Here is a 19,913-nt window from a genome sequence, read left to right as displayed (position 1 = left end):
CACGTTATTGTTTGAATATGTTTGTCATTCCCTATAGTGAGGATGACAGAGTCCTTTAGTCCAAGTAGTCGTAACCTGGAATAGTTAAGAAATTGGTTAATTCATCACTGGTGGTCAATTTCGCCATCAGCACAGCGGCTTCTTCAAAGCGTCCAGACTCGTAGCGCTCTTGCCCTACTTCCTCTTTCACTACTTCAATTTCTTCCGCAAGGTAGAGCTCAAACAGTTCATTAGTGACCGTTTGGCCGTTATCGAGCGCCTTACCATGCTGAATCCATTGCCAGATTGAGGCGCGGGAGATTTCTGCGGTTGCCGCATCTTCCATCAAGCCGTAAATAGGTACACAGCCATTGCCAGAGATCCATGCTTCGATGTATTGCAGCGCAACACGAATGTTATGACGCATGCCTTGTTCAGTGATCTCACCATCACATGGCGCAAGAAGATCTTCTGCGGTAACCGGCGCATCTTGATGTCGTGATACGTTTAGTTGGTTAGTGCGCTCTCCTAATGCCAAGTCAAATACAGCCAGAGCAGTATCAGCTAAGCCTGGATGAGCAACCCATGTACCGTCATGCCCATTGTTTGCTTCTAACGACTTATCGTTATGTACCTTATCGAGCACCTGCTGATTGGTTTGTGGGTCTTTCGCTGGGATAAAGGCGGCCATACCTCCCATAGCGAAAGCACCACGTTTGTGACAAGTACGAACAAGTAAACGCGAGTAGGCATTCAGGAACGGCTTATCCATTGTCACCACCTGACGATCCGGCAGCACGCGATCGGGGTGTTTCTTCAAGGTTTTGATGTAGCTAAAGATGTAGTCCCAGCGGCCACAATTAAGGCCAACAATGTGCTCTTTGAGTGAGAACAGAATTTCATCCATCTCAAACACAGCAGGCAAAGTTTCAATCAGAACGGTTGCCTTTATCGTGCCAGTATCTAGGCCGAAGTAATCTTCCGTGAAGTGGAATACTTGGCTCCACCACTGCGCTTCTTTATGAGACTGCAACTTAGGAATATAAAAGTAGGGACCACTGCCTTTATTCAACAATTTGGCGTAGTTGTTGTAAAAGTAAAGCGCAAAGTCAAACAGCGCCCCTGGGATAATCTGACCGTTAAATGTCACGTGTTTTTCTTTTAGATGTAGACCACGTACTCGGCAGATTAAAACCGCTGGATCAGACTCCAACGCATAGTGCTTGCCATTAACCGGATTGGTATAGCTGATGTCGCCGTTAACTGCATCGCGCAAGTTAATCTGTCCATCCAGCACCTTGTTCCAAGCGGGAGCCATCGAATCTTCAAAGTCCGCCATGAATACTTTTACATTGGCATTCAAAGCATTAATCACCATTTTACGGTCTGTAGGACCGGTGATTTCTACTCGGCGATCTTGTAGATCTTGTGGAATCCCTTGGATCTTCCAGCTTCCTTCACGGATATCTAGCGTATCCTCTAGGAAATCCGGCAGCTCACCAGCATCGATCTTTGCTTGCTTCTCTTCACGAGCAGTAAGCAGTTGTTCGACCTGACTAGCGAACTTGTCACACAGCAGAGATAAAAAAGTTTGGGCTTCAACAGGGAAAATCGCTTGGTGTTCTGGTGAAAGGGTACCAGTAACACTAAGCATGCCTTCGTTTAGTAGGGTTTCTTGGGCTTCTACTGTTGTTTTGTCTCTATCTGGTGTATTAGCAAGCATAATCTTTTTCCTTTATGAACCTTTCGATAAACACATCGAGCGGAACGTCACCTTAATTACATTTGTAACTATCAAACAACAATCAAACATCCTTACTGATTGTCACCTGACTAGGTTTCTTGTTGTCTTGCCAGTTAGATTGACTGACTGAGATAAGCTTTTCAATCTAGACATAAGTCTTACTGGGCTTGTATTTAAGCTATACCAAACCACGCTAGAGTAAAAGTACTAAAGTAAACAAAACGTTAAATTCGAAGTTTTATTCCGCAACACACAAACCATTGATTTCGATCACCAAAACGTAACTACTTACGTAATTTAATTACAGTGAAATTGGGACTGTAAAACCGTTTCAAACGGGCGTTTAACTTTAGTTATCCGAAGGGAAACTTAGGTGAGACTGGGCTTAACGATGATATGCAACCGACTCGTCAAACAAGCAGAGAATATTGAGTTGTAAAATTCACACTGTGAAATTTCACAATTTAATGAAAGCTTCATCAAGATTCTGTTGTGAAATTTTACAAGTCAAAGTTCACCAACAGAATAAAATGCTAAAAAGCACACTAAAACTAGTGTGCTTTTTATGGGTTTAGGGGAGATTTGGACTACTACTTATCGCTAAAGTAGCTCAGAAACAACATCTGCTAATTGATCAAATGTGCTCACACGGGATGAACTTGGGCGCCAAACTAAGCCAATGTGGCGATGCGCTTGCTGTCCAGGGGCATCAACCACGACTAAATTTTGGTTCTCAATCAAACCATGGTCGATCGCCATTTGTGGAATAAAGGTGGTGCCCATACCGTTAGCCACCATTTGTACCAAAGTGTGCAAACTGGTAGCGGAGAATGGGTTAATCTTCTCTTTATCGGTTAGCTTACACGCGGAAACAGCATGCTCTGTTAGGCAGTGTTCTTTCTCTAATAAGAAAACAAACTCATTCGGTAAGTCGGCGTACTTGATTGGGGTTTGAATCGCATCGGCTTGATTCTGACTGATGATCATTCTGAACGGATCATTACCGACAATGCGGCTATCCATACCATCGATATCGACAGGCAACGCTAAGATCAACACATCTAGCTCACCATGACGCAATGCATCAAGAAGGTTAGTCGTGGTGTCTTCTCTTAGTAATAAGTTCAACTGAGGAAAACGTTGATTGACCTCTTGAACTAAATCACACAATAAAAAAGGCGCGATAGTCGGAATACAACCTACACGTAACTGCCCTTCCATCTCATCCCCTTGGCACAAGCGACCAAGCTCGACGAGGTCTTGACCTTTAGCTAGCAACTCACGTCCTTGCAGTACAACCAGTTCACCCGCTTGAGTAAATACCAATGGGCTTTTCTTATCTTTCTTTTCATAAAGAGGACATCCAATCAACTCTTCAAGGTTTTGGATGCCCTTACTTAGAGTCGACTGACTGACAAAACACTTTTCAGCCGCTTCACTAAAGTGGCGAGTTTCATGCAGGGTGATGAGATAATGTAATTGTTTGAGACTAGGCCACTTATTCATAGATATATCGATAAAATCTGACTGGATATTGACCAAGTTAATAAAAAACGGCTTATCGCTTTTTTCGATTAACTTAATCTATTTAATTCGCTTTTTTACATACTACAATGTGTACTATAGTTTGTCGCGTACAAACACGGACCAAACCAAATACACTTATCTTGGTTTGGAACAAACCATATATTTTAGGAGCAAAAAAATGGTACTAGTAGGTCGTCAAGCCCCAGATTTTACTGCTGCAGCTGTTCTAGGTAACGGTGAGATCGTTGATAACTTCAACTTCGCAGAATTCACTAAAGGTAAGAAAGCGGTTGTTTTCTTCTACCCACTAGATTTCACGTTTGTTTGCCCATCTGAGCTAATCGCTTTCGACAACCGTCTAGCTGACTTCCAAGCTAAAGGTGTTGAAGTAATCGGTGTTTCTATCGATTCTCAGTTCTCTCACAACGCATGGCGTAACACTGCTATCGAAGATGGCGGTATCGGTCAAGTTAAGTACCCACTAGTTGCTGACGTTAAGCACGAAATCTGTAAAGCTTACGACGTTGAGCACCCAGAAGCTGGCGTTGCTTTCCGTGGTTCTTTCCTAATCGACGAAGACGGTCTAGTACGTCACCAAGTTGTTAACGACCTACCACTAGGCCGTAACATCGACGAAATGCTACGTATGGTTGACGCTCTTAACTTCCACCAAAAGCACGGCGAAGTATGTCCTGCACAATGGGAAGAAGGTAAAGCAGGTATGGACGCATCTCCAAAAGGTGTTGCAGCGTTCCTATCTGAGCACGCAGAAGACCTAAGCAAGTAATTACTTGCTTCACATACCCACGCTCAACGGGTATGACGGTTGGTAGATATAAAGCTAAAAAGCACTAAGCGCGAAAAGCGCAAACGCCAATCAGTTCTAAGTAAAGTCTTAATCGAAACCCAAAGCATTGCTTTGGGTTTTCTTTTTTGTGTACATCAAAACCGCATTCAGCCTAGATTCACTTCTCTGCCTCTAGAAGTTCATACTTCGAACGGACAATGTAATTACACTGATAAATAGGCTGTTTTTCACCCAGTCTTGATTTAGTATCTAAGCAGCGCTAAAAGCAATGTTGCATATGCCATCTTTATTAAAGGAATAATATGAAAGAGCTGATCATTCACACCATAACGGTCTTTATGGGCTTTTTTGCGATCATGAATCCTGTCGCGAATACACCGATCTTTCTTAGCTTAACCAATGGCAACGACCGAGAGACGATAAAGTCAGTGGCCTTTCGCTCAGTACTGATTGCATTCTTAATTGTGTCGACGTTTGCCATTTCAGGAAAAGTCATTTTCGATCTCTTTGGCATCACCCTTTACGCACTGCGCATCACCGGTGGAATACTGGTATTTTTAATTGGCTTCCATATGCTGCAAGGGGACTCCACACACAGTACCACTAAAGAGAAGGTCAACTCAGACGCGCAAAAAGATGCCGCTTTGAGTATTGCGGTCTCGCCGTTAGCAATGCCAATCTTAGCAGGCCCAGGCACCATCGCGACCGCGATGAACTTTGCAACAACTGGTGGAGTCTATGAAACCGTCATCACCATTATTGCTTTCGGCCTATTGTGCGCACTGACCTACGTTCTTTTTGTTTTCGGTGAACGCTTCGTAAAAGCCGTAGGACCAAGCGCCTTAAACGTGATTACTCGAATGATGGGATTAATTCTTGCGGTGATAGGAATGCAAATGCTCATCGAAGGGATAGAGCAAGCTTACAAAGCCCTATTCATCTGATGTTGTTAGGGTTTTAACAAGCACTAACTCGAGAAATTCCGACATTTCTTAACAGACAAACATATCTCTAAAGAGACAAAAAATATCGGCTTACAGACTTTATCTAGCTCTGCTCTTTAAAGTCGAATCACCTCTCTTTATGATGACTCTAACTTAATTTGAAAGAGCACAGACGCTCTCACAACAAATTCAATACATGGAGATTCAACATGGCTTACTTTTCCCTAGCCTTTGGTACGGCAACGAAAAACCGTGACGGTAAAATCATCGAAGCGTTTTTTCCAAATCCAGTTCTAAACCCAGCTGACGCACTTGTTGATGCAGTAGCGAAAGTTGCTGGCTACGAGCAAGGCAACCAAGCTATTGAGATCTCAGCAGCGCTAAGTGCAGAGCTAGCAACAGCATTTGAAGCAAACGGCGATGCAGCAAACGCATCTTTCGCAGCAAAAGCAGCACAATCTTCACAGCCACTAGTACTTGTTGTACTTGCTACCGATGAGAAACCAGCTTCGGTTGCTGAAGGCTTCCTTAAGCTACAACTAATTTCTAACCGTTTAGTTCAACCACACGGCACCGTTCTTGATGGTATCTTCGGTCTACTGCACAACATTGCGTGGACTAACGAAGGCCCTATCGATCTGCCTGAGCTTGCTGATCGTCAAATCGAAGCACGTCTAGCGGGTCGTGCACTGTCGGTAGATTGTGTAGACAAGTTCCCGAAAATGGTCGACTACGTGGTTCCAACAGGCGTTCGTATCGCTGACACTTCACGCGTTCGTCTTGGTGCACACGTGGGTGAAGGTACAACAGTTATGCATGAAGGTTTCATCAACTTCAACGCAGGTACAACGGGCGTAAGCATGGTTGAAGGTCGTATCTCTGCTGGTGTTGTTGTCGGTAACGGTTCAGACATCGGCGGCGGTGCTTCTATCATGGGTACGCTATCTGGTGGCGGTACGGTGGTTGTTTCTATCGGTGAAAACTCACTACTAGGCGCTAACGCAGGTCTTGGCTTCCCTCTAGGTGATCGCTGTACGGTTGAGTCTGGTCTGTACGTAACAGCAGGTTCTAAAGTTCGTATGATTGCTGAAGGCAAAGAAGTTGAAGTGGTTAAGGCTCGCGACCTTGCTGGTGTTTCTGACCTACTATTCCGTCGTAACTCAGTGACTGGTCAAATTGAATGCCTAGCAAACAAAACCGCTGTTGAACTGAACTCTGAGCTTCACAGCAACAACTAATCAAGAAAGAGCGCTACTTAAGTAGCGCTCTTTAGCCTTGATTACACTTTCGGCTCACTTATTAATGGCATACTCATATGCCTACTACCATGGATAATATTTGACACCGATGTAGAGCTGATTAAAGTTCGATTTACCTAACTCCTCATCATCAAAATCCATATACCTGTACTCTGCAAAATAAGATAAGTTGTAATCGTATTCATACTCTAGTCCAACAGAGACTAGAGGTGCATAGGACCAATTAGACGTTGTCCCTCCCGCGGTACTCTTGTCTGTATATACCGACGCAATGCCAGCACCAAAATAGGCGGTATAATCAATGAAGACAGGGTATTGATACTTAGCTTCCAGCGTCCCCGACCATAGTTCAGCAGTGACCTGCGAATTCTGTTCAGGATATGCAGCATCAAATTTCCCAAGCCAACTCAAGGTTGAATGTACCGACCAATTGTTAACGTCAACCCCTAAAACGATCCCAGCAGAAGAGGAAACATTGTCACAGTTCAGGTTATTATCGTTGCATATATTATGTCCGACTGTTCCTCCACCAACCACTCCGACATATAAAGACCCTGCATCACTAAATGCATTGGCCGACAATGGCAATAGACATAGAAATGCGAATAATGGTGATTTAAATTTATCAATCCTCATGGTCCATCTACCCCGCTACATTGTGGAAAAAGAAAGGCTTACGATTAAATCGAGTCTCTGTATTAGTTAATAGCGAACCATTAGAATCACTGGCAAGATCCATTATGCTGCTATAGCGATAAGCCCCCTCTGGGGTAAATAAGTAAAAGAATCCATTGGCAAAGGTTACCGCTGTCATTAGATCCATTTTTGAGTTTGTCACACTGTAAGTGATGCTCGGCGAAACACCAGAACCTAATGCCTGTACATCAGGGTAGACTTCGAATACTCCATGATTCTGCGACGTAAATGCTATATCAGGCCTAGTAACACCATTTCCATTCGTTAAATTATCGAGTTTATAGATAACATTTTGGTCACTAAATATCACGCCAGAACCGGAAACCACGTTCATATCTTCTGGAACCTGCCATTTATATGTGATTGGGACTGACGCAACACCTTGTGAGGCTTTTTTCAATGCTAAATCTTGAATTGAATCATACGCAAACAGCTCTCTATCCCCACTATCTGCCCAAATATAATCGCCATCAAAGAATATCGTTGTAGCATCAGCGTAAGGATAAGAGGGGTATACGTTTCGCCCATCTGTTACATTGGAAAAATCCCCATCATCAGCAAAACGCGTGAAATCGTTACCATCTTTAACCGCCATAAATGCTCGAAGTAGAGTGCTGGTATCACCTACAGCACCAACCCTCATTGAGCGATAGACATTTTTTACACCATCCAATGCTGTAGAATTGTCTACAACAACTTGAAGGTAAACGCTATAACCCTCTACATCGAGACTATTAGTTGGCGTAATTTCCAACCGATATACACCCTCAGTCTCTGGTGTAAAATCAGGTAGAAAAAGCCCCCCATCTCCATCAGACTCAATGACGGTAGATGCAACAACGACACTTTCGGGTTCATATTGTCCGTCGACTTTCACCATCTTAGACCAATTGTAATGAGCGCTCCCTGCAGTTTGCGCATCAAAGAACTTTGAGGAAACTTCAAATGCTAGCCCTAGGTCTTTACTTGGACTTCCCTTAACCTTGGGAGTGCCCAACATTCGCTTACTACTGTCCCACTCAACAACATATTTATCCGTTTCGTAACCTGAATAAGGATAAGAGGCGATGGTATACTCGTTATCGTTATCTCCTAGCATGTCGACCACATTGGTATAGGCCTTCATTCGACCGCCTTTCGCTGCATAATACAGAGAGCCGTCAAAGGTTTTTCCGTATTGACCGTTATTGCCAGTTAGATCCGCAACATAATTACTATGATCAGCATCACCCCCCATTTGCATCAAGCTGCTAAAGAATAATGCGGTAGACCGCACTTCACTTGCTCGTTGTCGCGTCCGAACAATAGTTTCTCCATCATAAAAAACAGCGTTGGTATGAGCGTCAACTTCGCTCCCAAACTCTGTGCCCTGGGATACGTAATTAGTCACTTTGCTTTCTTCGGTGAGTGTTGGTGTATTTGCATCGCTCACTTGGCTAGATATGTTCGCAATCGAATCCCTATCACTCGTCTGGTAATAAAACTTGTAATAGGCACGGGTAAGTTTGCCATTCTCATCTAAAAAGATGGCATCCTCTTCCGACGAACCGCCATTTGAATACATTATGTATGTATCTGTAGTATCAATCGCAGCTGTACTTTCAGGCGATTTAAAACTATATAAATTACCTGAAAAAGCTCGTAACCAGTTTCTGACGCTCTCGATACCTATCTGTAATGTTTCCGGTTCACCTGGCAGCACCACACCTGAATATGAGTAGTAAGGCGTCAATGTCACTTCGTACTTTCCCGCACTATCAATAACAAAATCACCAGTACTGGTAATGGAACCATCGTCTGAATTAATCGTTGTCCCGTGATTGAGTACCGGAGCAACAACATAATCAACTCGCACAAATGTCGCACCGTATGTGTCAACTTCGTACTGAATAGCCAATGGTTCAAACTGTTTGTAGTTTAGGTCTTTCTCAGCAAGGTCTTTCTCTAAAAGTTGCAGATTCGATAATGTGGCTTTTGGCTGAGCGACAAATGGGTCTCCATCATTATTAATTTCGTCAATATCCGGAACTCCGTCACCGTCAGTATCGACTTCCAAGTAATCGAGAATACCGTCACCATCGGCATCCACTAACATGTCATTCGTCACTCCGTCAGTCTGAGCCAAAGCTGGATTCAAGCCAGCTTGAATTTCAATGTAATCTGGGATTCCGTCACCATCACTATCAAACCCCACGACATCGGGAACACCATCCCCATCGCTGTCAATTGAACTGTCAGGCGTTCCATCAACGGTCTCTGGATCAAAAGGGTTGGTTCCAAACTCAAGCTCAATATAATCCTCTACGCCATCACCATCACTATCGACTTCCATATAATCAGGGACATTATTGCCATCACCATCAAATAGAGTGTCATCCGTAGCCCCGTCAGTCTGAATGCGACCAGGGTGTAAACCTACCTCAATCTCAAGGTAATCTGGAATTCCGTCACCGTCGGTATCAAGCTCAGCGTAATCAGGTATCCCATTTCCATTGAGATCTGCATGTAAGTCAGGCGTCCCGTCTATCGTTTCAGGGTCAAATGGGTCTAAACCTGTTCCAAGTTCAAGGAAATCAAGAACCCCGTCACCGTCGGTATCAAGCTCAGCGTAATCAGGCACTCCATCACCATCGCTGTCGACTTCCATATAATCTGGAACACCGTTTTCATCAGCATCAACTAGCTTGTCATCCGTTACGCCATCCGTTGTCGGCGTACTCGGATTTAAGCCTACGTCATCCTCAATATAGTCAGGAATACCTTCACCATCGGTATCTATCTCGGCTATATCAGCAAGACCATTATCATTCCCGTCAAACTTTAAATCTGGTGTTCCGTCAATGGTTTCTGGGTCAAAGGGATCCGAGCCAATCTGCACCTCGATATAATCGGCAACACCATCGCCATCACTATCAACTTCCATATAGTCAGGAATATTATTGCCATCACGATCTAGCAAACGATCGTCCGTACTCCCATCTGTCATTGGAAGCTCTGGGTCAAGCCCTGCTTGAATCTCAATAAAATCAGGGATGCCATCGCCATCAGAATCCAATTTCAAACGGTCGGCATCAGGTGTCCCGTCGACTGTTTCGGGATCAAATGGATCGAGTCCAAGTTCGATTTCAATAGCATCAGGTACACCATCGCCATCGCTATCTACTTCCATATAGTCTGGAATGTTATTGCCATTATGATCTACGCCTTTATGTCCTTCGAGGCTATAGGTTTGGCCCGTATCATCCTCCACTCCAGCGATCGCCTCAATGTAATCTGGGATACCATCTTCATCCCTATCTACTAAATGGTCCGGCGTCCCAGTGATGGTTTGTTTATTTAAGTAATTTAATTCCGCTTTCCATTCAAAATAATCTGGGATGCCATCATTATCTCTATCCAATGTTAAATCATGAAAACGACCGTCACTCCGCTGGCTTAATGGGTCTAACCCCAATTCATACTCAGCCCTATTAATTACTCCATCGCCATCGTTATCTTCTTCTCCATCGGGAATGCCATCGCCATCACTATCGACATTATTAGGATCTAAGCCCATTCTTATCTCTAAGAAGTCAGGTAGACCATCTCCGTCACTGTCTCTTGTTTGGTTCTCAGGAACGACACCGAAGTCATCATTAGCTAACAGCCTATGTTCCGACTCGTTACAACCTACCAACATGCCACCTAAGACCAAGGCAATGGGTAACTTATGTAATCGACGTAACTTGAAGTCACCTTTACTTATTTTTTTGGCAGACATATATCACTCCTAGCTATATTTTCTCAATGAAATGCTACATTTCATTCACTGCTAGGAGAGGGCATATACAGATTAGCTTCGGAGCAAATGCCTACTCACATTGTCTTGATAACGGTGCATCGGTCACTGCTCTATTCGCACTCATTGATTGCGTAATTTGCCACCAATCACTTAGCTACCTCACAAAACTCCTCTTACCAGTTTGTGGATTGAATTACACGGCGGTAGTTTTACCGCTCCAGTTAACGTTCCTTTTCGAACCACATACGAACGAATTTCCTTTTTGAGCAAAAATTTGCGTTATTTAACAAATGAACTGGATTTAGTTAACAATTTTATGCTCAAACGCTCACTTTTAATGTTCGTTTATTTTCGAACCCGCTTAAATATGCACAATATCACCGTGCTAGATAAGCACAAACGACAAAGGACTTTAAAAATGACAACGAACAAACAACCTACCCTACTAGGTGAATGCTTGGCCGAGTTTATCGGTACCGGACTACTGATCTTTTTTGGCGTTGGCTGCGTGGCTGCTTTGGTATTAACCGGGGCAACATTTGGACAATGGGAAATTAGTATCATGTGGGGCTTCGGGGTCGCCATCGCTATTTATTGTACTGCCGGAGTGTCAGGAGCACACATTAACCCAGCTGTAACCATCGCCCTTGCGGCATTCCATGGTTTTGATAAAGCGAAAGTCATTCCTTACATCATTTCACAGCTATTAGGTGCGTTCTGCTCTGCGGCACTCGTTTACGCCCTGTACAGCAACCTATTTACTGACTACGAAATCGCTCATGGTTTTGCTCGTGACAGCAAAGACGCATTAGCAACGGCAGGTATTTTCTCAACATACCCACACGCTTCACTCTCTTTCTTCGGCGCTTTTGCTGTGGAATTTGTTATTACTGCTGTTCTGATGTTCGTTATTTTGGCTTTGGGTGATGAAAGTAATGGTGCTTCTCGCGGTGCAATGAACCCACTGCTGATCGGTATTCTTATTGCTGTGATTGGTGGCTCTTTAGGCCCACTAACTGGCTTCGCGATGAACCCGGCTCGTGACTTTGGTCCAAAGCTATTCGCTTACTTTGCTGGTTGGGAATACGCACTAACAGGTGCTAAAGATATTCCATACTTCATCGTTCCTATTCTTGCTCCTATCGCTGGTGCTTGTTTCGGTGGTTGGTTATACCCGAAAGCAATCGCGGCTTACTTACCTCAACAAGGTCAAGGCTGTACGATTCCAAACCAATGCGATAATGAAGACGAAGCTCAAGAAGCACGCGCATAACTTTTCAACCCTGTATTAACTAAAATATAAATAACGAAACAAAAAGGATTCTTACCATGACCGAGCAAAAGTACATTGTCGCCCTAGACCAAGGCACAACCAGCTCTCGCGCCGTAATCCTAGACCACGATGCGAATATCGTTAGCGTAGCGCAGCGTGAGTTCACACAAATTTATCCTAAAGCAGGCTGGGTTGAACACGATCCTCTCGAAATCTGGGCAACGCAAAGCTCAACACTGGTTGAAGCATTAGGCAAGTCGGGCATCCGCAGCGACCAATTAGCGGGTATTGGTATCACTAACCAACGTGAAACCACTGTCGTTTGGAACAAAGAAACCGGTAAACCTGTTTACAACGCAATTGTTTGGCAATGCCGCCGTACTGCTGACATCTGTGAAGATTTAAAAGAGCGCGGCCTTGAAGATTACGTACGTGACAACACCGGTTTAGTGCTAGACCCTTATTTCTCAGGCACTAAAGTAAAGTGGATTCTTGATAACGTAGAAGGCGCTCGTGAAGATGCTGAAGCAGGTAAACTACTGTTTGGTACCGTCGATACTTGGCTAGTCTGGAAGATGACTCAAGGCCGTGTTCATGTCACGGATTACACCAACGCATCTCGTACTATGCTCTTCAACATCAACGACCTTTGCTGGGATCAGAAAATGCTAGATGAGCTTGGTATCCCAGCTTCAATGATGCCAGAAGTGAAGCGTTCATCGGAAGTTTACGGCCAAACCAACATTGGTGGTAAAGGCGGTACGCGTATTCCTATTGCTGGTATTGCCGGTGACCAGCAAGCCGCACTGTATGGTCAAATGTGTGTTGAAGCAGGACAAGCGAAAAACACTTACGGAACAGGTTGTTTCTTGTTAATGAATACCGGCCAAGAGAAAGTAACCTCGCAAAATGGTCTACTGACAACGCTAGCTTGTGGTCCAACAGGTGAGCCTGCTTACGCTCTTGAAGGTGCAGTCTTTATGGGCGGCGCTTCAATCCAATGGCTACGTGATGAAATGAAACTTCTCGCGGACGCAAAAGATTCAGAGTACTTCGCAACTAAAGTCGACTCTTCTAACGGTGTGTATGTGGTTCCGGCCTTCACTGGTCTTGGCGCACCCTATTGGGATGCCTACGCTCGTGGCACTATCGTTGGTCTAACACGTGGTGTTAACTCTAACCACATTATCCGCGCAACGTTGGAAGGTATCGCTTACCAAACTCGTGATGTACTTGACGCAATGCAAGCAGATTCGGGCATTAAGTTAGCTAACTTGCGCGTTGATGGCGGTGCTGTGGCGAATAACTTCCTAATGCAGTTCCAATCAGATGTGTTAGATACTGAAGTTCACCGCCCTGAAGTGACCGAAGTAACGGCTCTCGGTGCTGCTTATCTAGCGGGTTTAGCAGTAGGCTACTGGAACAATATCGACGAACTACAAGGTAAAGCGGTATTGGATCGTACTTTCCTTCCTCACCATGACGAAGAAAAACGCAGCCGTCGCTACAAAGGTTGGAAACGCGCGGTAAAATGTGCGCAGACCTGGGCTGAGATGCACAACGACGAAGATTAATTTCTCGTTGAATGAATAAGTTAAGGGCGCTGTTTAGCGCCCTTTTTGCGTCTTACCCCCTATTCCTTATGACTTCCCCTTCTCTCTATGCGCAAATTCGAGCACAATAGCCGCAGTAAAATTATCGAGTGCGGCTTTTCGAAATCACCAATTCGAAAGTCTCGACCTCGATCAGGGAGTAATAAGTGAAGCAAATACCAAGACACCAGCAGATCATTGAGCTGGTTCAAAAGCAGGGCTACGTCAGCACGGATGAACTGGTAGAGAAGTTTAATGTTAGCCCGCAAACTATCCGCCGCGATCTCAATGAGCTTGCCGATGATAATAAAATTCGCCGATACCACGGCGGCGCAACGATTCCACTAAGCTCAGAAAACACCAGCTACACAACACGTAAGTCAATGAACTTTAATGAAAAAGATCTTATTGCCGAAGAGTTGGTTAAACATATTCCAGACGGTGCCACACTGTTTATTGATATCGGTACCACGCCTGAAGCGGTTGCGCGCGCACTGAACAAAAACCATAAGCAGTTACGTGTTGTGACCAACAATATTAACGTAGCCACTATTTTGCTGCCTAATCCTGAGTTCAAAGTCATTTTGGCCGGTGGTGAAGTTCGTAATCGCGACGGCGGTATCGTGGGTGAAGCAACACTCGACTTTGTTAAGCAGTTCCGTTTAGATTTCGGTATTCTCGGTATCAGTGGCATCGACTTTGACGGCTCACTACTCGATTTCGATTACCATGAAGTAAGAGTCAAACAAGCGATTATAGAGAACAGTCGCAGCGTCTTCTTAGCCGTTGACCATACCAAGTTTGGCCGTAATGCCATGGTTAAGCTCGGTAACATTTCTCAGCTGCACATGCTGTTTACCAACCGACAGCCTCCAAAAGAAATTCAAACCATTCTCAAAGAGCACTCGATTCCATTGGAAGTTATCGAAAGTTATTCAGCCGAATAACAATCAAATTTGCTCATCACACGAAACCTTCTACACTTTGTAGAAGGTTTTTTTATGCCTGAATCACACAAAACGCTCATAAACGAAAATAAAAGATGATCAAGAACGAAACCTAAGCTACGATAATTTCATGTTCTAAAATGCTCGTTCGCTCACCAAGAGGTCAAATTTTATGAGTATCCAACACAATGCGACTGCATCGAATGCATCAGAAATTCTCGACTTGATCGTTATCGGTGGTGGCATTAATGGCGCAGGCATCGCAGCAGACGCTGCCGGCCGTGGTCTTTCTGTCGGTTTATATGAAGCCAATGATTTTGCTTCAGCAACATCCTCTGCCAGCTCAAAACTGATCCATGGTGGATTACGTTATCTTGAGCACTATGAATTTCGCTTAGTCTCAGAAGCACTTGCAGAGCGTGAAGTGCTATTGAGAAAAGCACCTCATGTCGCTAGACCGATGCGTTTTCGTTTACCCCATCGCCCATTTTTACGCCCAGCGTGGATGATTCGCTGTGGCTTATTCCTTTACGATAACTTGGGGAAACGTACCACCTTACCAGCAAGTAAAGGGGTGGATTTATCTAAGTCTGGCCTGCTCAAACCAGAAATGAAGAAAGGCTTTGAGTACTCAGATTGCTGGGTGGATGATGCTCGTTTAGTACTATTAAACGTCCTCGCAGCCAAGGAAAACAACGCTGAAATTCGCAACTATTGCCGAGTAGAAAAAGCGCACCGAGCGAACGGTATTTGGCATGTCACGGTGCACGATGTGATGACCGATCAGCGCTTCGAGCGTAAAGCCAAAACATTAGTTAACGCCGCAGGCCCTTGGGTAAAACAATTCTTCGATGATGGTTTAGAACAAGCTTCGCCACGTAACATTCGTCTAATTAAAGGCTCACACATTGTTGTGCCACGCATCCATGACGAGCCACAAGCCTACATCCTGCAAAACAAAGATAATCGTATCGTGTTTATGATCCCTTATCTGGATAAGTTTTCGATCATCGGCACGACTGATGTTGAGTACAAGGGCGATCCTAGAGAAGTCGCCATTTCCGATGATGAAGTCGATTACTTGATTGATATCGTCAACCAGCACTTCGTTAAACAACTAGATCGTGACGATGTAGTATGGACTTACAGTGGTGTTCGCCCACTGTGTGATGATGAATCAGACTCACCGCAAGCAATCACTCGCGACTACACCTTAGAATTGGATGCAGAACTCGACCAAGCTCCATTGCTGTCCGTGTTTGGCGGTAAGCTCACTACCTATCGTAAACTGGGCGAGGCAGCACTGAAAAAGCTTGAGCCGTATTTATCGAATATGGGCAGCCCTTGGACCGCGAATCAAACCTTACCAGGTGGTAACTTTAGCTGTAGCCGAGAACAACTCGCTCAAACGATCCAAGCCAAATACTCATGGTTGCCTGAAGCTTTGATCCTGCGTTATGTGACTCAATTTGGTACCTATACGTGGAAAATGCTTGATGGTAAAACTAGCCTTGCCGATATGGGAACCGAGTTTTCGCAAGGTGCTCAAGGTGTTTATCAGCTCGAAATTGATTACTTGTTCAACCACGAACTGGCAGTCACTCAAGAGGATATCTTGTGGCGCCGTACTAAACTGGGTCTCTATCTATCTGAGGAAGAACAAAGCGCCATTGCCGACTACATTCGCCAATCACTGCAAGACAAAGTAGTGACCATAAATGAAATCAATAAAGCGGGCTAACCCCATCAAAAAAGGCTTGGTACATACCAAGCCTTTTCGTTTCTGTAGTTCAATATCGTTAACCCGGATGCCCATCGACGCGGGCATTAATCAACATCTTGCCAAATCTCGCCACATACAAAGTAAACGCTAGCACCCACAACAAAGCGCTGATATTCACGGCTTCAATCAGGTAGGCTGGGAAGAAAGCAGCGCCAACACTACGTACAATTGCCGCAAAAACGATCGCTGCAAAAGCAATGCTCATATTCGGCCCTTGATAGATAGCACGACCAGTATGGCCCATGGTGACACGAGCGATCATGGCGAGAATCACCCCACCAATCGCACCAATGGCAAATAGGTGTAGCATATTGTGACTCATAAACGGATTGGTCAGTAAGCCGCGCAATAACAAACTCACCGGAATACACAGATACGTTGCGTGCAAAGACCAAACCAGCGGCTCACTTAAGGTGCGCCACGGCTGCCAACGCATCACTCTTACGAGATGAGCCAGACCAGAGATCACCATCAACGGTTGACCAAGCTGAGCAAATGTCATCGGGAAAAAGCTTAAAACAAACAGACCCACTAAAGGCAAGTTAGCTGCCCAATCTAACCAAACAATTGGCTGCGGCTTTTCAAAGTTGAAGCGTCGCGCTGTAAAAAATGGAATCACGCGACTACCCATAATAGAGAGCAGCATGGTGAACCACCACAGCATCGCGTGCCAAACCGCCGAAGAAGGAAATGGCGGCATCCCTTTAATAGTCGCATAACTAGCAAAGTTAGCTGCGATCGCCAACACAAACAAAGGGACAAAAAATAGATTGCGCCACCCTTTTGCTTTCACCACTCGTGTTCCCACTTCATAAGCGGTAAACGCGAGGAACAGGGCTTCAATGGAAGAAATCAACCATAGTGGAGCCGGCGTCCAAAATAACACCCGTGGGATCACCCACAACATCACTAATATCGCTAATCGATGATGTTTAGTGCCATTGATACCTGTCCAGTTTTGCACCGCGGTCAATACAAAGCCTGCCACTATCGCCATCGCAAAGCCAAACAGCATCTCATGTACGTGCCACCACAGGGCTGGTACGTTTAGCGCTGATGGCTGTCCGGTTTGAAACATCCATACCCACAACGCAATGGCAATCACCGCGTATATAGAACCCAATAAGAAAAATGGTCTAAAGCCTAGACGCAATACGGGCGGAATCGCTTCTTCAACTTTTTTGTCAGTAATATTAAGCACTGAACAACTCCCAGCTATTAACTATGATTTTGTAAACTTGTTTTACTAGTTTAACTATCGCAAGAAGCGTTCCAACTGTGAAAGGCTTTAAAAACAAGGAACTTCTCATAGAACACGCCTTTAAAGCAGTCATAACGACACACAAAAATAAAGTCATTATGACTCTATCATGTTTAAAATATTGATTTATTTTCTGGTCAAAGATGCTAGCTTAGATCGTTCACGTGTCGCAGTAAGTTGGAGGGATGGATGACGCACTACATTTTTGGCTACGGAAGCTTAATGAATTCAGCTTCTCGTCAATTGACCGGACAAACATCGCAAGCCGAACCCGCAACGGTGACTGGCCTTAAACGCTATTGGGGTAAAGTTGATGACAGCTATATCCTCTCTCCCCTTGTCGTTGATAAGGGCCATGGAAAGGTCAATGGTGTTTTATTGGCTGTCAGTGATCAAGGGTTAGCAGAGTTTGATATTCGCGAACGCGGTTATCACCGTATTCAGATAGAACTCAACAACATTGACTCATCACTTAGCTTTGCTCAGCAAGATCAGGTCTGGGTCTATGTCAAAGATAGCCCTGAACCACCTTGCTCATTGAGTCCAATCATGCAAACTTACGTCGATACTGTACTTGCAGGCTGTCTAGAAATCTCTGAACAATTTGCTAAAGAGTTCGTTGAACATACCATCGGTTGGAACTTCCCATTAGAAAACGATCGTCATCAACCGAAATATGGCAACTTGGCAGGAGTAAAATCAGAGCACCACAATGTTATTGATGCTCTGGTGGCTGAAGCAAGAGCCTGAACAACCCTCAGCCTAATAGAGAGACAGTTCTAGTTAAACGATACGAACCCCAGCAGGCATTGATCGCTCTGGGGTAAGTAGCACACTTTCCGATTCATCATCCGTTTCTGCACAAAGCAACATGCACTCAGAAGTTTCGCCACGCATTTTCGCTTTCGCTAGGTTACACAGCACGACGACTTCTTTGCCCATCAATTGTTCTTCAGTGTAGTAAGGCACAAGACTTGTCACCGTCTGCAGCGTTTTTTCACCGACATCAATTTGCACAATATAGAGCTTATCCGCGTTTTCGTGGCGAGCCACTTCAATGATTTTTCCAGTACGTATTTCTAGCTTGGCGAAGTCAGTATAAGCGATCGTTTCCATGATAAACCTCAGTGCTTGTTAATTTGGTAAAACTTTACTAAAAGATAACGTTTACACTATCAGCAATCCTATCTATTTCAAGTGGTAAAGGTCTCAATTTTTTAATCTTAATTGCAATCAGATTGCGTTATTTACACACTCAAGGTTAAATGGTCACAGTGAAATTTATTGAGGTCTAACATGGCGACCATTAAAGATGTAGCAAGAGAAGCTGGTGTCTCTATTGCTACTGTATCAAGAGTGATCAACAAGTCTCCCAAAGCGAGTAAAGCATCGGTTGAGTCTGTAACCAAAGCGATGACGCAATTAGGTTATCGACCAAATGCCGCAGCCAAGGCACTCGTTAGTCAAAGCAGTAATACAATCGGAGTCCTGGTATCAGATGTATCAGATCCTTTCTTTGGGACACTGGTAAAATCAGTTGATAGCGTCGCGCATGAGCACGGTAAACACATCTTGATCGGCAATGGCTACCATGACCCTGAGCAAGAGCGACAAGCGATCGAGCTTTTGATCAACAACCGTTGTGAGGCGTTGGTCATTCACTCGAAAGGCTTATCTGATGCGGAGCTACTTGGCTACGCCAAAGAAGTAAAGGGCTTGGTTATTATCAACCGGCACATTGCAGAAATCGCCGAGCGCTGTATCTCGCTGGATAACTACAAAGGTGCCTATCTTGCGACAGAATATTTGATTCGACACGGCCACAAAAAAATTGCCTGTGTCGCCTCTTCACACAACATTGAAGATTCCAACCAACGCGTTGAAGGTTATTTGGCGGCTCTGCGTGAAAACAATATCTCACTGCCTGATAACTACATTGAATATGGTGAGCCCGACAGTGACGGAGGGGAAGTGGCGATGACTAACCTGCTGACTAAGTCGGTCGATATTACTGCGGTTGTTGCCTATAACGACTACATGGCCGCTGGTGCATTATCAGTGTTGGATGAAAATGGACTGAAAGTCCCAGAGCAAATTTCGATGATGGGCTTTGATGATGGCTTGATTGCCCGCTACGTTAGTCCTCGCTTAACAACCATCCGTTACCCAATAGCCATGATGGCTGAACGTGCCGCGCACTTAGCCTTAAACCTTGCTAAGGCCGAGCAGACAAGTAGTGATGCTATGGTGTTCACACCAACTTTAGTCAGACGCAATTCGGTCGAGAAAGTCTCCAACTAAATCAATACCAAAAAGGGC

The 19,913-nt window shown here is 44.6% G+C and carries 15 protein-coding genes; 9 read left to right on the top strand and 6 right to left on the bottom strand.

Annotated features, from left to right (window positions below; genetic code table 11):
- Nucleotides 1-55: 55 nt before the first annotated feature.
- Complete coding sequence (gene aceB / locus VIA_RS10950) at nt 56-1,702, bottom strand: malate synthase A (RefSeq protein WP_004413051.1); 1,647 nt, start codon at nt 1,700-1,702, stop codon at nt 56-58.
- 621 nt (nt 1,703-2,323) lie between these two features.
- Complete coding sequence (locus VIA_RS10945) at nt 2,324-3,229, bottom strand: hydrogen peroxide-inducible genes activator (RefSeq protein ID WP_004413050.1); 906 nt, start codon at nt 3,227-3,229, stop codon at nt 2,324-2,326.
- Nucleotides 3,230-3,428: 199 nt separating this feature from the next.
- On the opposite strand from VIA_RS10945, the gene VIA_RS10940 reads away from it, so the two are divergent.
- The 3 genes from VIA_RS10940 (at nt 3,429) to dapD (ending at nt 6,240) form a co-directional block, all read left to right on the top strand.
- The gene (locus tag VIA_RS10940) at nt 3,429-4,037 is read left to right on the top strand and encodes a peroxiredoxin C (protein ID WP_004413049.1); all 609 of its coding nucleotides are present in this window, start codon (nt 3,429-3,431) and stop codon (nt 4,035-4,037) included.
- A gap of 323 nt (nt 4,038-4,360) precedes the next feature.
- Nucleotides 4,361-5,002: a MarC family protein gene (locus VIA_RS10935; RefSeq protein WP_004413048.1), complete on the top strand. Its 642-nt coding sequence runs from the start codon at nt 4,361-4,363 to the stop codon at nt 5,000-5,002.
- A gap of 209 nt (nt 5,003-5,211) precedes the next feature.
- The gene (dapD, locus tag VIA_RS10930; protein WP_004413047.1) at nt 5,212-6,240 is read left to right on the top strand and encodes a 2,3,4,5-tetrahydropyridine-2,6-dicarboxylate N-succinyltransferase; all 1,029 of its coding nucleotides are present in this window, start codon (nt 5,212-5,214) and stop codon (nt 6,238-6,240) included.
- 84 nt (nt 6,241-6,324) lie between these two features.
- On the opposite strand, the gene VIA_RS10925 is transcribed toward dapD, so the two are convergent.
- Both VIA_RS10925 and VIA_RS10920 read right to left on the bottom strand, forming a co-directional pair.
- The gene (locus tag VIA_RS10925) at nt 6,325-6,897 is read right to left on the bottom strand and encodes an outer membrane beta-barrel protein (protein WP_004418067.1); all 573 of its coding nucleotides are present in this window, start codon (nt 6,895-6,897) and stop codon (nt 6,325-6,327) included.
- Between the two features lie 7 nt (nt 6,898-6,904).
- A complete protein-coding gene (locus tag VIA_RS10920; RefSeq protein WP_004413046.1) occupies nt 6,905-10,717 on the bottom strand; it encodes a hypothetical protein in 3,813 nt (1,270 codons plus the stop codon).
- A 439-nt stretch (nt 10,718-11,156) separates the two neighbouring features.
- Between VIA_RS10920 and VIA_RS10915 the strand changes: the two genes are divergently transcribed.
- From VIA_RS10915 to glpD, 4 genes are all read left to right on the top strand, one after another.
- The gene (locus VIA_RS10915) at nt 11,157-12,011 is read left to right on the top strand and encodes an MIP/aquaporin family protein (RefSeq protein ID WP_004413045.1); all 855 of its coding nucleotides are present in this window, start codon (nt 11,157-11,159) and stop codon (nt 12,009-12,011) included.
- Between the two features lie 56 nt (nt 12,012-12,067).
- On the top strand, nt 12,068-13,585 hold the full coding sequence (gene glpK, locus VIA_RS10910) for a glycerol kinase GlpK (protein WP_004413044.1): 1,518 nt from the start codon (nt 12,068-12,070) through the stop codon (nt 13,583-13,585).
- A 185-nt stretch (nt 13,586-13,770) separates the two neighbouring features.
- Complete coding sequence (locus tag VIA_RS10905; RefSeq protein ID WP_004413043.1) at nt 13,771-14,550, top strand: DeoR/GlpR family transcriptional regulator; 780 nt, start codon at nt 13,771-13,773, stop codon at nt 14,548-14,550.
- Nucleotides 14,551-14,722: 172 nt separating this feature from the next.
- Nucleotides 14,723-16,291, top strand: a complete 1,569-nt coding sequence (gene glpD / locus VIA_RS10900) for a glycerol-3-phosphate dehydrogenase (RefSeq protein WP_004413042.1) — start codon at nt 14,723-14,725, stop codon at nt 16,289-16,291.
- Nucleotides 16,292-16,349: 58 nt separating this feature from the next.
- On the opposite strand, the gene VIA_RS10895 is transcribed toward glpD, so the two are convergent.
- Complete coding sequence (locus VIA_RS10895) at nt 16,350-17,534, bottom strand: NnrS family protein (protein ID WP_004413041.1); 1,185 nt, start codon at nt 17,532-17,534, stop codon at nt 16,350-16,352.
- A gap of 249 nt (nt 17,535-17,783) precedes the next feature.
- Between VIA_RS10895 and VIA_RS10890 the strand changes: the two genes are divergently transcribed.
- On the top strand, nt 17,784-18,344 hold the full coding sequence (locus VIA_RS10890) for a gamma-glutamylcyclotransferase family protein (RefSeq protein ID WP_004413040.1): 561 nt from the start codon (nt 17,784-17,786) through the stop codon (nt 18,342-18,344).
- 33 nt (nt 18,345-18,377) lie between these two features.
- Here VIA_RS10890 and VIA_RS10885 read toward each other — a convergent pair whose 3' ends face one another.
- Nucleotides 18,378-18,710 carry a tRNA-binding protein gene (locus VIA_RS10885; RefSeq protein ID WP_004413039.1) on the bottom strand — a complete coding sequence of 111 codons (333 nt, stop codon included), beginning with the start codon at nt 18,708-18,710 and terminating at the stop codon, nt 18,378-18,380.
- 180 nt (nt 18,711-18,890) lie between these two features.
- Here VIA_RS10885 and VIA_RS10880 point away from each other — a divergent pair, with 180 nt between their 5' ends.
- On the top strand, nt 18,891-19,895 hold the full coding sequence (locus tag VIA_RS10880) for a substrate-binding domain-containing protein (protein ID WP_004413038.1): 1,005 nt from the start codon (nt 18,891-18,893) through the stop codon (nt 19,893-19,895).
- The last annotated feature ends 18 nt before the right edge of the window (nt 19,896-19,913 follow it).

It is taken from the genome of Vibrio orientalis CIP 102891 = ATCC 33934, from assembly GCF_000176235.1.
GTDB classification, from domain to species: domain Bacteria; phylum Pseudomonadota; class Gammaproteobacteria; order Enterobacterales; family Vibrionaceae; genus Vibrio; species Vibrio orientalis.
Note: the sequence above shows the minus strand (reverse complement) of the source record. Positions and strands in the feature narration are given on the sequence as shown.